The sequence below is a fragment of the Candidatus Aegiribacteria sp. genome (genome assembly GCA_021108435.1).
Lineage (GTDB): Bacteria > Fermentibacterota > Fermentibacteria > Fermentibacterales > JCC-6 > Aegiribacteria.
Genome location: JAIOQY010000127.1, coordinates 1 through 14,763, shown reverse-complemented (window position 1 = coordinate 14,763; position 14,763 = coordinate 1). Strand labels below are relative to the sequence as shown.

The 14,763-nt window shown below is 49.2% G+C and carries 12 protein-coding genes and 1 pseudogene; all 13 read left to right on the top strand.

What is annotated here, in order from left to right:
- The 13 genes and pseudogenes from K8R76_07265 (at position 1) to K8R76_07205 (ending at position 14,554) form a co-directional block, all read left to right on the top strand.
- Positions 1-437 (top strand): annotated as a pseudogene (locus K8R76_07265) (hypothetical protein).
- An 87-nt stretch (positions 438-524) separates the two neighbouring features.
- A complete protein-coding gene (locus tag K8R76_07260; GenBank protein ID MCD4847972.1) occupies positions 525-1,148 on the top strand; it encodes a hypothetical protein in 624 nt (207 codons plus the stop codon).
- Positions 1,148-1,987 (top strand): hypothetical protein, encoded by an 840-nt coding sequence (locus K8R76_07255; protein ID MCD4847971.1) that lies wholly within the window; start codon positions 1,148-1,150, stop codon positions 1,985-1,987. Before K8R76_07260 ends, K8R76_07255 begins: the two co-directional genes overlap by 1 nt.
- Entirely contained in the window at positions 1,984-2,637 is a 654-nt protein-coding gene (locus tag K8R76_07250) for a hypothetical protein (GenBank protein MCD4847970.1), read from the top strand. Before K8R76_07255 ends, K8R76_07250 begins: the two co-directional genes overlap by 4 nt.
- Positions 2,638-3,151: 514 nt before the next feature.
- Positions 3,152-5,914: a TonB-dependent receptor gene (locus tag K8R76_07245; protein ID MCD4847969.1), complete on the top strand. Its 2,763-nt coding sequence runs from the start codon at positions 3,152-3,154 to the stop codon at positions 5,912-5,914.
- Positions 5,915-6,165: 251 nt separating this feature from the next.
- Entirely contained in the window at positions 6,166-6,792 is a 627-nt protein-coding gene (locus tag K8R76_07240; GenBank protein ID MCD4847968.1) for a MotA/TolQ/ExbB proton channel family protein, read from the top strand.
- 9 nt (positions 6,793-6,801) lie between these two features.
- Positions 6,802-7,551 (top strand): biopolymer transporter ExbD, encoded by a 750-nt coding sequence (locus tag K8R76_07235; protein ID MCD4847967.1) that lies wholly within the window; start codon positions 6,802-6,804, stop codon positions 7,549-7,551.
- Entirely contained in the window at positions 7,551-8,015 is a 465-nt protein-coding gene (locus tag K8R76_07230; protein ID MCD4847966.1) for a biopolymer transporter ExbD, read from the top strand. The genes K8R76_07235 and K8R76_07230 overlap by 1 nt, the downstream gene beginning before the upstream one ends.
- A 10-nt stretch (positions 8,016-8,025) precedes the next feature.
- On the top strand, positions 8,026-8,691 hold the full coding sequence (locus K8R76_07225; protein ID MCD4847965.1) for an energy transducer TonB: 666 nt from the start codon (positions 8,026-8,028) through the stop codon (positions 8,689-8,691).
- 111 nt (positions 8,692-8,802) lie between these two features.
- A complete protein-coding gene (locus tag K8R76_07220) occupies positions 8,803-11,034 on the top strand; it encodes a hypothetical protein (GenBank protein MCD4847964.1) in 2,232 nt (743 codons plus the stop codon).
- Between the two features lie 13 nt (positions 11,035-11,047).
- Positions 11,048-12,031 (top strand): PorV/PorQ family protein, encoded by a 984-nt coding sequence (locus K8R76_07215; protein ID MCD4847963.1) that lies wholly within the window; start codon positions 11,048-11,050, stop codon positions 12,029-12,031.
- Positions 12,032-12,093: 62 nt separating this feature from the next.
- A complete protein-coding gene (locus K8R76_07210) occupies positions 12,094-13,245 on the top strand; it encodes a GWxTD domain-containing protein (protein ID MCD4847962.1) in 1,152 nt (383 codons plus the stop codon).
- A complete protein-coding gene (locus K8R76_07205; protein ID MCD4847961.1) occupies positions 13,217-14,554 on the top strand; it encodes a GWxTD domain-containing protein in 1,338 nt (445 codons plus the stop codon). The genes K8R76_07210 and K8R76_07205 overlap by 29 nt, the downstream gene beginning before the upstream one ends.
- The last annotated feature ends 209 nt before the right edge of the window (positions 14,555-14,763 follow it).

Sequence of the window (14,763 nt, the reverse complement as noted above, 5' to 3'; positions counted from 1 at the left end):
TTCCAACAAGTAGAAGTGTTGTCATGAGTGTTTCGCAGGAAGTGGTCAAGGAGGGCTATCTTCAGGCCGGTAGGGCGGACGCATATAATAAGGAAAATATACAGTACCTTACAGATGATCAGTTCGGATACGCAGCCGGTGTGGATGGAATCATGGTCAGAGAGAAGCCGGCCGCGATATTTCTGCTCGGCTGTTTCTACGCGGAAAGCCTCATCCTTGCGGAAACGGGAAGAAGCGTGGGAGCCATTCAGATAGCCGGAACCGCCATGCCCAGCCAGATACCGTTCTTCATAGCGGCATGCGATTATACGCTGATCGGTGAGGAACTGTTCGCGGCAAGCGCCTATCTTTCGCGGGAACCCAAGCTGCTTGGCAGTCTCAAGGGGCAGGACGCAGGTAAGCTGTTTTTCCTCATTCTTATTGTAGTCGGTGTTATAGTCGCGTCCATAGGAGATTTCTGGTCTCCAATGAAGAGTGTTGCCGAGTTTCTCCGCAAACTCGTAACAGTGAATTAGGAGGCCGGCATGAGACTCATATTACCGCTTTCGATAACCTTCATTACAGGCATTATAATGGTTCTCCATTTCTTTGTTCCGCATCAGCCGATCAAGCTTCTGGGAGATAACCTCCAGGAATGGTATATGATCGTTGCTTCTGCGGCGATATTCCTTGGAGCACTTAACCTCATGCATGTGCATTTCAGGAAGATCAAGCTGAAGCTTAAGAACTGGAAGTACAGCCCGGTAACCATTGCAGGTTTCATGGTGATGTTTATTACCGGTCTGATCTATGGTGTAACCGAAGCCAGACCTTTTGACTTCATGTTCATGAACATGGTCGCTCCGATGGGCTCGACAATGTTCAGCCTGCTTGCTTTCTTCGTCGCTTCCGCTGCATTCAGAGCATTCCGCGCATCTAACTGGAGGGCTACACTTCTTCTCACATCCGCGTTCATCGTAATGCTCGGACAGGTACCGATAGGAGCCATGATCTGGGATAAGATTCCGCTTGCCAAAGTCTGGCTCATGACCTTTCCCAATACCGCTGGTCAGAGAGCTGTCATGATAGGAGCAGCAATGGGGGTCGTGTCCACTTCCCTCCGAATGATTTTCGGGATCGAGCGCAGTTACCTGGGAGGTACGGACTGATGGCTTCCATATTAGAAAAACTCGGAAATACGGACAGAAGGATAATCTTCATTCTTATCGCACTGTCTGTCATCATTCCTGTTACAACACATCTCATCTTCCCCAATCCCGTAGGTGCTGAGCCGAGCAGGGATATGTACGAATATGTTGATACACTGCCTTCCGGTTGCGATGTTCTGCTGAGCTTCGATTATGGCCCTTCAACCATGCCGGAGCTGCATCCGATGGCTATCGCTATCACGACCCATCTCATGAGAAAAGATATCAACGTGGTCTGTATGGCACTCTGGCCTGAGGGGGCGAGCCTGGCACAGGAAGTTATGTCCAGTGTTGGAGACAGCCTGGGGAAAGTACAGTACGAGGACTGGTGCAACCTTGGATACAAGACCGGCGGCGGAATCATGATAGTACGCCTCGGTTCGAGCATGAACGCGGTATTTCCGACGGACAGAGACAACCTTCCGTGGGATGAGATCCCGATGCTTGAATACATATCCGATCTTACCGATTTTGATCTTATCATCACTCTGTCAGCAGGCGATCCCGGTGTCCCGGCGTGGGTCATGATGGGTGGAGACAGGTTCGGAGTGCCTGTTGGAGGCGGATGTACCGCTGTCAGCGCTCCACAGTACTATACGTATCTTCAGACAGGTCAGATGATCGGGCTGCTTGGCGGTCTTAAGGGAGCTGCCGATTATGAAACTCTTGTGGGAATTACGGATGGTTCAGCAGTAGAGGGAATGGCTCCCCAGTCGATTGCGCATCTTGTGATAATGCTGTTCATAATAATAGGTAATGTTGCTTACTTCTCTGAGAAGAAGAAAGGAGGCAGAGGATGAACTGGGAAATACTCGGCATATGGCTGGGAGCAGCGCTGACTCTCTGCCTTTACAGCTTCCTTTATAGAGACAATCCGTTCTACAAGTTTGCCGAACATCTTTTTGTAGGCATGAGCGCGGGTTACTGGGTCATTTACACTATTGAGAATGTACTCAAGCCAAACTGGTGGCAGCAGATGTTCCCGGTGGACGGCGGATTCAACTGGGTATGGATATTTCCAGGGATATTCGCGCTGTTCATGCTGGCAAGGATTATACCGAAGATAGCAGGGCTCTCACGCATGGCGCTCGGAATGATAATAGGAGCCGGAGCCGGACTGAACATGGTGGGTTTCTTTCAGACAAACGCGATGGCACAGGTTAAAGGAACGATTATCTCAGTCAGCTCCGGCGGAGCATGGGTTATCTTCAGTAATATTATCCTTGTCGTAGGTGTTATTACAGGCCTTGTCTACTTCTTCTTTTCCAAGGCGCATACCGGAATCGTGGGTAAAACCGCGAATGTAGGAATTACGATACTGATGATCGCATTCGGAGCGAGCTTCGGTTACACGATAATGGCAAGAATAAGCCTGCTCATCGGGCGGTGCCAGTTCTTGATTTTCGACTGGATTCCAACTATTCCGCGACTGCTTGGAATAGGAAGCTGATATAGTTCGGAATGATTGATATATGCAGTAAACCCGCGTATTTCTCCGGCTGACAGTAGCTGCTTCGGTCAGAAATACGCGGGTTAACCCCGTAAATACGCTTATTCAGGGAACTAAGCTCATCTTAATGTGTTTTTTTTCAGTGCGGGAGGAAGTGAAAGGTAAGTGAAATGTTACTCCTTCCCGGTATGAACAGGTTGTCATGCCAGGAAATTGACCCGAAATGCAGCAGACGGTCTATGCTCTGGAAAAATATCTGTACGGAACGGACAAATATCATGGATAAGCGTCTTGACTCAAGTTTTTACCTACCTTATGTTCAAATCCAGTTACAAAACACTTTAAAGGGGGTATACTCTCAGGACTGTTCAGATGTGTTAACAGATGTTTTAATGTCAATGGTTTGTGCGACTTCTGAAGAAGTAAAAAGGGAGGTGTGTCACGGGGCTTTCTTCAGTGTTGAAATGTTTTTTTTCGCAGCATGGGCTGCGAGTAGAAGAAAGGAGCTGCAGCGGTGCTTAGAAAAGCAACGATAATGTCTTTTGTGCTTGTGCTGTTCGTGGCTCTGTCAGTAACAGCAGGTACCACGGGTAAAATTGCCGGAAGAATTACCGATAATTCCGGTGAACCGCTCATTGGTGCCACTGTTATGGTCGTGGGTACAACCTACGGCGCAATGACGGATGCAAACGGAGAGTACTTCATTATCAACCTGCAGCCTGGTATTTACAGTGTAAGTGCCAGCATGGTTGGAATGAGCGCTAAGACAGCAGAGGGAGTTGCGGTCGTCGTCGACCAGACAACTCCCATGAATTTCAGTCTTGATATCGCTACTGTTGGTAGTACTACCATTACAGTAACTGATTCAAGAGGAATGATCATGATGGATGCCACTGAGTCATTTCATGTGGTTGGTCGTGAGGAAATAAAGACCATGCCGGTAGCCGGAATCGCGGATATCGTGAATCGTGTTGCAGGCGCCACTGAGCGTGGAGGTCTTCATATGCGCGGTGGCCGCAGCGGTGAGGTCTTGTACCTGGTAGACGGTGTTGCCCAGTTAGACCCTACCAATAATGTCTTCAACAGTGACATTCCTCTGGCCGCAGTTGCAGAGATGTCAACCATAACCGGCGGTTTCGGAGCGGAGTATGGTAACGCGCAATCAGGTATTGTCAACATCATCACCCGCGAGGGCGGAAGCGCTTACACAGGTGAGATAAGCGGCAGCGGCAACAACTTTGAAGCTCTTGGCCTTGCCAGCGACTGGCACTGGGGCGGTGTTAACCCCGCAGAACCTGACAGCGGATGGCGATGGAGCAACATAGGACCATTCTCAGATGCAACACTAACTGCCGAAGTTTCGATTGGCGGGCCTGAACCCTTAACCGGTTATCTTCTACCCGCTATCGGTGTTCAGGTTCCGGGGGAAATGCGAATCTTCCTTTCCGGAGAATGGGAACAGCTAGGCGGAGGTGAGAACGGAAGGTACGGATACGGATTCAACGACTGGAGAGAATCCTGGACCGGCAACGTAAAGCTGACCTACAAGCCCAATCCCAAAACCAAGATAAATCTTACCGGTTACTACATGGACAGAACCGCCGGCGTGAGCCAGTGGGCATGGAGTAAATTTGAAATCCCATACTACATCGAGTCCAGCACCGGAGAAGATTCACTGGTACCGGGTACCGGAACCAGTATTCTCTACGGACTCCCGATAAGATTCTGGGATAACTACAGTGTCGGTCTGGGTGTTACCCAGACATTGAGCGACGCGACCTTCATAGAGATAAAGCTCAATCAGTATGAGGCTTATTTCAACTACAAGATAAAAAATGATCCGGACGATACAACTTACACCACCGAATGGCTTGGAGAAGATTTTTCCTGGGATGACTGGCTGGATTATACTCCTGATAGAAGACCCGACACTGATGATTTCTACAGGAGCGGCGCAAGCCGCTACGCCTGGACTGAAACCAGAAGCAACACATCAACATTCAGAACTGATATCACAAGCCAGATCAGCCAGCAGCATCAGCTGAAGGCCGGTGTTGAAGCGAAGTATTATGATATCTTCGATTCATATGTAGACACAGCGTCAGGCGGTAATATCTACATGAACCGCTATCATGTTTTCCCCAACTCGGGCGCAGCCTACATACAGGATAAGATGGAGTACAGAGGAATGATCGTTAACGCCGGTCTCCGCTTTGATTACTTCGATCCGAACTTCGATGAATATCCCGCGGACCCGACAAATCCTATAGAACAGGGAACCACTCCTGATGATCCAAATCATATCATCAATCCGATAACCGTTCCGGTGAAATACCACCTCAGTCCCAGAGTCGGATTCTCACACCCGATCACCGAGCGTGATGTTCTTCACTTCACATACGGTCACTACTTCCAGACTCCGGCTTTTGACATGTTGTACAACGGATCAGACTTCGATCTCGCAGGTGCATTTCCGATGGTTGGAAACCCCGATCTTTCCCCGGAGGAGACAATCTCCTACGAGGTGGGAGTGAAGCATCAGTTTGATGACATCACCATGATTGACGTAACCGGCTACTACAAAGACATCACCGGTCAGATTGACATGCAGAATAATTACTACAGCGCGCTTGATTCGTATGATCTTTATATCAATGGTGATTTTGGAAATGTCAGAGGAGTTGAGCTTAACCTTACAAGACGTACCAGCAATTACTGGTATGGCAGTGTCAACTACACGTATTCAGTGGCTATGGGCAAAAGCTCAAGCGCAAGACAGAATTATGATTACGTCTGGGCAGGCTGGGTCATTCCGAAGAAGGAATCCTATCTTAACTGGGATCAGAGACATGCTATCAATCTGGAAGCAGATTTCCGCATTCCCAGGGGTGAAGGCCCCAGAATCGGCAACACTACATTCCTTGAGGGATTCGGTGTGCACGTTTCATGGAACGGCGGCAGCGGATTTCCATACAGTGAATCCAATCAGGGTACTGCGATGCCGGAGATCAATGGCAGCAGATATCCCTGGACGATGTCGACCACTCTTAAGGTAAACAAGACGTTCTGGATCGGTTCCGTTACACTTGATGCCTGGTGCCGTATCGACAACCTCTTCGGCAGGCAGAATATCAATACCATTGCCAGTGTTGCATGGTACGATGCTGATCAGGATGGAGACGGAGAACCCGATCGCGATCCGACGGGCAGTATGGGCAATCCCTATGTATTCAGCAGACCACGGATGATCAAGTTCGGTCTTGGATTTGAATGGTAGGATGAATTCTTCCATTCAGGCCGGGAATTAATCCCCGGCATCTGAATGTAAAGAAGGAGTGATATTAGATGCGAAAATTCCTGCTTCTGTTCCTCGTGCTGACCGCCCTTGTATGGGCACAGCCCGAGGAACCCGGTCATGAGGAAACCGCAGATCAGGAAATTGCTGCGGAGATCGAAGAAGAAACGGCTGAATCAACGGATGAAAACATCCCTGTGGGTGAGGAAGTACAAAGAGCTCAAAGCGCAAGTATGGATCTCAAAGATCTGTTCATTGCCGGTGGAAACTTCATGTATCCACTCCTGCTTTCTCTGTTGATCGGTATCGCGGTAACTGTCGAAAGGTTTATTACCTACGGCAAACTAAAGATAGATGTCGGCTCATTTCTTGAGAGACTCGGCGGATTCATCCGCAAAGGAGACGTTAAGGGAGCCGAGGAACTTTGCGAACGGACAAGTGGTCCTGTAGCATCCATTCTGCACGCAGGATTGCTTCGTCATGATAAAGGTCTTGAAGCCGTAGAAAAAGCGGTGGAAAGTGCGGGCGGAATAGAGATGGCTTACCTTGAAAAAGGAATAGTCGTGCTTGCTTCCGTTTCAAGTATTGCCCCGATGCTGGGCTTCCTTGGAACAGTTTCAGGTATGATAAAAGCTTTCGGTGAGATAGCCGCCGCTAAGAACGTTGAAGCGAGCCTGGTCGCCGGCGGTATTCAGGAAGCCCTGATAACTACCGCAACCGGACTTGTTATAGCAATTCCAATCCAGATGTCTCATAACTACTTTATATCCAGGATTGGCAAGTTCGTAATTGATATGGAAGAAGCCAGCATATTCCTTGTGGATACGCTGTCTGAGATGGAGCACCTGAAGCAGCTTTAAGGAGCATGGATGCGGATACGTAACAGACCGAGAGCAAGCGGGGCAATCCCCGACGCCTCAATGTCCGATATTGCGTTCCTGCTGTTGATCTTCTTCCTGGTCACAACGACCTTTGAAGTCCAGAAAGGCATCTCCTACAAACTTCCCAAGAAGCCTGATGAACAGACTGAAGAGGTTGTAATTGACGAAACGAACAGGCTTGTCATGACTGTCAAGCAGTGGGGAGCCCATGAGTACGTGGCGCTGATCGATCAGGCACCACCTGATGGTCCACTGCAGAGGGCAAGGGCCGGGGAGGACGTAAGCCTCCAGGATACTACCCTGCATAGCGGTATAAGGATTCTTGCTGCGGACAGAGCTGAAGAACTGTCAGCATGTCTGGACAGACTCCTTAATAATCTGGAAGTGGCAAAGGGAGTTCCATCAGGAACGTTCAGTTCCCTGGAAACAGCTATTGCCGCGGAGAATCTTGTCCCCATTATAAGGCCCGGTATTATCCGGACCTTTCTTGGCAGTGAAACCCCTCTGGAGGATGACCCCATCTTTGGAGAGGTTGCCTTCGGGGATACACTTGTCCTGTCTGATATCAGACAGGGGGATATTGCATCCGTGGTAAGGGAAAGCGAACTTGTTGTAATCCTCAAATTCTTCCCTGACTGTGATTATGAGGGTATGGTAAAAGCCCTTGATGTTCTGCGCATGAATGGTGTCAGCAGGACCGGTATCACAATCCAGGAAAGACTGGGAGGTGGAGCATAATGAAGTTCAAAAGCAGAATGAAAGTTGGAAGTACTATCTTTACCGGAACGATGGCTGACATCGTTTTCCTGCTGCTTGTCTTCTTCATGGCCACTACCCTGTTCAAGGAAGAAGGAGGACTTAGAGTCCGCTTCCCCCAGGCGCACCCACAGGTAATGAGTGAGCTTGGGAAGCAATTCCTGACAGTGACCGTATGGGTCAAACAGGTTGAGCCGGGGAACGATGACAGTGAACTCATAGCCAGAATTGGTGATTACGACATGCCCCTGCCTCAGGTTGCTGAGCAGCTTAGCAGGCTGAGTAACAAGTTCTGGCGTGAGCAGAACAAGGAACTTGATGTCGTAGTGCTTAATATCGATTCAAGGGTTCCGATGGAAAATATGGTTAGTCTTTTTAACTCCATGCGGTTTGAAGAGCTTTACAGCATTCAGTTCAATGCTGAAGAGCTCGGACTGTACAATTGAAGGAGGGATGATGTCTGAGAGCAGAACTGAATTCGGGCACCCTTCCCTCCGATTTGAATTGGGAGTGGTTATTGGGCTTGCCATCCTGATAATGTTCTTCGAGTTCCTCCCGGCAAGCGAGCTGGGAAGGCTTTCGACAAGAACTTCTGATTCCGAGATGGAAGCGGTTGAAACAGACCTTGCGTTTGATGATGCCGTGGAAGAACAGGAAGAGGAAGTAGAGGAAGAACAGGAAGAGATCGAGCAGGAAACCGAAGAAATGGTAGAGGAAATTAATCAGGATATAACGTTGTCTCTGGACGCTGATACAGAAGGGCTTGAGACAGTCGAAACGATTGATCAGGGCGATGAGCTTGGAAGTGGTCAGTCAGAGGAAATGGGACCTCCAAGGTTCATGCCTGCAGAGGTACTTCCTGTCTGCACCTATCAGCCCCGCCCGGATTATCCGGCAATGGCTGCCCAGGCTGGAGTGGAGGGAACAGTCACTCTCTGGGTATATGTAGCAGCCAATGGCTCCGTTTCGGATGTGAGACTTTACAACTCAAGCGGAGTTAACTCGCTGGATCAAGCAGCTCTGTCAGCAGCATGGAATACATCCTGGACACCTGCTCAGAACAACGGTATTCCGGTAGGCGTATGGACAACGCTTACTGTCAATTTCACTCTTACGGAATAGAGAAATGTTAAATATGAAAATGGTAATAATAACAGCAATCGCGAAGCATACCGGGGTGGAAATAAGGACCCTCCATGCACCGCGAAATGTGAATTGGAGGTGAATGAGAGTATGAGGAACTCCAGGTACACTCGCGGGTTCCTGGTACTCACGGTGCTTGCAGTGTTCACACTGTCAGGTACCGGCATTGCTAGGGATGTGCAGGGAATTGATATACTGCGGGGCGGCGAGACCGATGACCGTCCGCCCGCTGTATGGATACTGCACAACCTGAGCAACGTTTGGAGTGCCTTTGTTAATATCGGACTGACCGGAGACTACCGGCCTGTCTATCCATCTATGGAATGGCCGGGAGGAGAGGGAAGCTACTATCTTTATGAGGGTGACTTCTGGTCCTGTGTGTATGGTCCGGTTACTCCTTCCGGTGCAGCAAGAAAATACGCGAGCGTTCCCGACGCTTCAACTTCATGGGAATTGCGACCGAGTGAGGGATACCCGGCTGAGAAGCTGATTCCGGGGCCGGTCGCGTTGGAGGAAACACACTACGGCTACGATGACTGGGATACCTCCTACAACGATGATCCCTATGGAATGGGTGTCTATCAGGAGAACTACGGATGGGGTACGCCGGCTTATAATAACTTCATCGTTGGTAACCACATAGTAACACACCACTCCGAGCATGGTAATCCGGGTGAGCAGCTTGAGGCTTTCGTAGTAGCTATAAGGGCCGACTGTGACGTTGCCACTATTGATGTCACCGAGTGTCATCTAGACGATCTTGTTTACTATGACGGTCATGCTATCTGGTGTAACGATCCCCTGGCGGAATTCGAGTATGTCTTCGATGGCGGAACCACAGCCAGCGAGCAGGACATATACACCTACCAGCAGAATCCTGACAACACCATGGATCCCGATGATCCCAACAACATCTGGTATTACTACAACTACCTCGGTGCAGATGGAATTCCTGATAACGATGTTGACCAGAACGGCGTCAGCGATCATTTCACGATCCTTTTCAGGACAGTGGGCGTAGACACCATCTGGACAGTGAATGAAGCCGGTCTGGACATGTTCAGCAACGGCATGCCGGAGAACCACTGGAAGCAAACGGTGGGCGACACGGTCTTCCATGTCGTTCCCCGCAACATGAGCTACATCTGGGATGGTGACAACCCCGGCTCCAGCGTTGATGACAGCGGAGAACCTACAATAGTTCCTCCGTGCAACGGTTTCATTGGCTGGAGACTTCTTGATTTCTGGATTAAAAAGGCTGACGGGACTATCGAACGTCCTATTGACGTCTACGATTATCCTATTCCCATTTCCCACTCATGGTGGAACTGGCATAGCGATCCGGGTACAGATGGGGAGAAGTACAACTACATGTGGGGTCAGAACCCTGATCTGAACGGTCAGACCAGTGGACCTCTGTACCTCCTTGACTGGGTCGGAAACGAAAGGGCACCAGAGGCCATTACACCGCTTAATCCAGGGCCTTTCCCCATTGTATACGATAACCCCATTGCTCTTGATTATCCTGTATTTGACTACAGGTTCCTCATAGCTGCGGGGCCTGTTGATCTGTGTGACGGCGACAGCCTTCATGTCATTGGAGGATGGCTCGTTGGAATGGGTCTTGCAGGTGCGCGTGAAGTAGCGGACAATATGCTGGACGCTTATTATCGTGATGGAGGCTGGGGAGTACCCGAGCTTCCACCTACTCCTATTCTTTTCTACGAAGCCGGCAACGGCCAGGTAGAACTCGAATGGGGTGCGAACGCTGAATCTTACGACGGTCTTGGTGGATATAACATCTACAGAACAACCTTCGAACCGGCTAACTGGGTTCTTGCTACATCAACTGAACCGGGTATTTTCTCATACACAGATACCAATGTGACAAACGGGTTTCCCTACTTCTACATAGTCTGCGCATACGACGAAGAGACAGGTGTAGAAAGCACCAAGTCGAACTACAAGCAGAGCATTGAGGGAACTCCTCTTCCAGTGGTTCCGGTTATGACTGCGGATGCCAACTGGAAAGAGAACGTGCAGGTTGTGCCCAATCCTTATAGAGGTTCAGCAGCATGGGAGCAGACTTACTTCGACAAAATAGCTTTCACACATCTGCCTGCCATGTGTAACATTCATATTTATACACTTGCCGGTGATCACGTGATCACCCTTGAACATCGCAGCTGGAGTGGAGACGAAGGCACGGAGTTCTGGGATCTGCTCAGCAGAAATGATCAGGAAGTCACGTCCGGTCTTTACATTTTCCGTGTTGAGACTGAAGAGGACTTCGTAATCGGCAAATTTGCCATCATTAAGTAGGAGAGGAGTGACCATGAAGTATACAGGTATAATCCTGACCGTAGCGGTCGCCGTTTTCCTGCTGTTCCCGACTTCTGCCGAGGCAACATCCTTTGCCAAGGTCGGGACTGCCGGCGCTCAGTTCCTGAAACTGGGACTGGGTGCTCGCGGAACCGCGATGGGTGGAGCGTTTATCGCTACCGCTGACGATCCCAGTGCTGCATTCTGGAATCCGGCCTGTCTCGTGAGAGTGCCCGGAATACAGGTGCAGTTCACAGGTACGCAGTGGTATGGAGATATTCTTTACGGTGGTGGTGTTGTAACAAAGGAGTTCAGTGGAATAGGAACTTTCGCTGTTCAATTTGCGATGCTGCAGTCCGGTGATATGGACGTAACCACCGTTGAACAACCCGAAGGAACGGGAGAGACTTTTACATGCAGTGATATGGTTGCAGGTCTTTCTTTCTCCAGGATGCTCACTGACAGATTCAGTGCCGGTCTTACCGTGAAGTATGTCAGAGAGCAGTGGGACGATGTCTCTGCAGGCGGAATTGCTGTTGATATTGGTACTCTTTACGACACGGGTTTCAAAACCCTTCGAATAGGAATGTCCATACAGCACTTTGGCGGCGAGCTTACTCCTGATGGGGAATACACTACGTGGTACAGCGGAGAGGATTCTCTGGAAGTGTACGAATCATACTCAATGCCAATGACTTTCAGGCTTGGAATGGCGATGGATATCATCAACAGAGGACCACACTTCCTAACAGTAGAAGTTGATGGAATTCATCCCAGCGACAATGTGGAACAGCTTGGAATAGGTGCCGAGTACTGGTACAATAATATGTTCGCCCTTCGTGGCGGCTATCGTATTAACACGGATGAAGAGGGTCTTACAGCTGGAGCGGGATTTAAGATCCCTGTTGGCAGCAATACTATTTCCCTCGATTACGCCTATGCGGATTGGAACAGACTGGAAATGGTTCATAGAGCCAGTCTGGGGTTCGCATTTTAGCTGACTTTAGTAACCCGCGGGGCAGATGATGTATCACTGCCCCGGTCGGTCGGAAGGAATGAATGACACTTCTTGCACTGGTACTTTCGGTACTCACCGGTTTCCAGGTGAACTGGAATGTTGAACCTGCCCGCGAGCAGGGGGGCGGTACAGTACACATGACTGTACGCCTTGATGAAGAGGATCTGCTCTTCGTGATAGAAGATGGATCAGAGGTCGCTTCGTGGGAAGCAGCCGCGATCATTGATGGTGAGTTAACCGTGAGAAGCAGTGAATCAGTATTAAAGAGCGAATTACCGGTAATCGAAACTCTTTCGATTCAGAATATACCGATAGGCAGTCATTTGCTGACAATTATTGTAAGGGATCTTGAAACTGGCAGGAGCTATTCATGGGAGGATGAAATAGAAGTTTCCCTGGTGGATAGTGCTTTCTGGTCTTCAGGCGGTCTTCAGGTTCTTGAGGGAGCAACACAGAGAGCTTCCGGTTCAACTGAAGTTGTCTGGAATGTTTACTCTCCCCTGCAATCCAATGAACCCGACTCCATTTGTGCCGCATATGTTCTGAGAGACGCGAGCGGCGTAACCAGGAGAGAGGGTTGGATGAATATGACAGCTTCTCGAAGTAGTTTTGAATGCACGGCATCAATTGATATTAATCGTCTTGATGCAGGCGAGTACGAAATACTTGCTGTAGTAATGCACGATGATGAGATTGTTGCTGCTTCCAGAGAAGGACTCGATCTTCTTCAGTCCTGGGATGTCTGGGGCGAAGATCCTGATCTGACTAAGAATTTAATCAGACCAATCGCGAGTTCAGTAGAAATGAGGGATCTCAACAACACAGAAGGACCATCCAGCCGAAACGCTGTGATGGCAGAATTCTGGCAGAAGAGAGACCCTTCACCGGGAACCGTTCGGAATGAATATCTGGAGGAGTATCTTACAAGGCTTGACTATATAGATGATCACTTCTCTGTTCTTAATACAATGGGTATCAATACGGACCGGGGGAGAGTATATATCCTCCTGGGTGAGCCGGACATTAACGAGAACAGACCACTTGAGAATTTCAGTCTTCCAAGTCAAACCTGGACTTATTTTACTCCAATTCTGGAAGTGACTTTCGTTGATTATGACGGATGCGGAGATTTCGAACTCTATACGGAATGGGAGGAGGTCAGGAATGCCTGGGAAAGGCATAGGATTTTCTAGGGCTATTGCGTTTCTAGCGATCTGTGGAATCGCTGGTGGTTCGAATCTCGCTTCGCTCAGCCAGGGTGATATCCGTTTTGGAATTGATACAGCTCTTTTCGATTACACCGGAACCGGTTCTCTCGGTTTGGAAATCTATCAGCAGCTGGATATCGGGCAGTTCTCCATGGATCAGGATTCAATGGCAAGGTTTACTACGCTTATTGTACTGATGACCGAAAATGGAGATACTGTATCGGTTGATCAATGGAACTCTGAGACTATCTGGGCTCAGAACAGATCGGTCGTCAACAGTATTGTTCTCTCTGTAACGCCCGGAGAATACGTTCTGAACGTGGCTGTAACGGATATCGGAAACGGAAGAGAGGGACAGTTGTTCCGGAGCTTTGAGATTGAATCTCCCGAGAACCTCAGCGAGATCGAACTCGCAAAAGCTGTTGTTCATGCTCAGGAGGAATCAAATAACCCTCTTAGAAAGGGTGAACTGATAATATATCCTGCTGCAAGTGGAAGTTTCACACTTCCCGGAGAGCATACACTTTACTTCTACGCAGAGATATATGGCGCGGGAGGCTGTACTCTGAGCATACGGAGTCAGCTGCAGAATTATGCCGGAGAGATCATATTCGCTCGACCATGGGCACCCTTGACGGTGCCGGATGGTGCGGATGCGGTTGGCCTGGTAGATAGTCTCGACTTATGTGTTGTACAGAACTCGGGTCTGCATAGATTGGTTCTGGCAACTGTCATTCAGGGCGATACTCTTGAAGTAGAAAAACTTATGATGGTGGGAAGGGAGGCGGAATCCATTTCTGAATCCGGTGAGGAATTATCGGAGGAGGTCACGGTACTGCCTTATCCTGAGCATTTCAGATTTATTCTATCTTCCAGAGAACTCGTTATTTATGACAATCTTGACGATAATGCCGCTATAAGGTTCTACTCTGCCTACTGGCAGGATAGAACTGAGCAGCGCCAGCAATTCGAGATCCGCTGCAGTGAGAGCGAGAGATACTCCGGTGCTTTTAAAGATGGCTGGGAAACCGACCGGGGAAGAGTATACATTATCTATGGACCCCCAGATGATATTGAAGCTGTTTTCTTTCAGGGAGGAGTGGATCCTTATGAGATCTGGTTCTACCACGAAGGCATGAATGAAAGGTTTGTTTTTGCCGACAGAAGGGGAACAGGAGAATACGAACAGATCTTCTCCACAATTGAAGGAGAGGTCAGCTATTCCAATTGGGAGGAAATGCTTTCAACTGTCAGTATCGGATCAGGTGGAGGCGAAGAAACCTTCCAGGAATGAAAGGTGAAGGGAAATAATGCCTGAAAGCACAGAGCATTGTGGAAAGGCATACGAATTTGTTGATGCGGTTTGCATACCGCTTAAAGTAGGAGGTCGAATATGATATTATTTGCGGGATCGCGCAGGATAGGCTTGCTTGCCATCCTGACGGCGCTCCTGTTACCGGCCCTGGGAGTTGGTGTGGCAAGTGCTGACATGAGTGTCGGGGA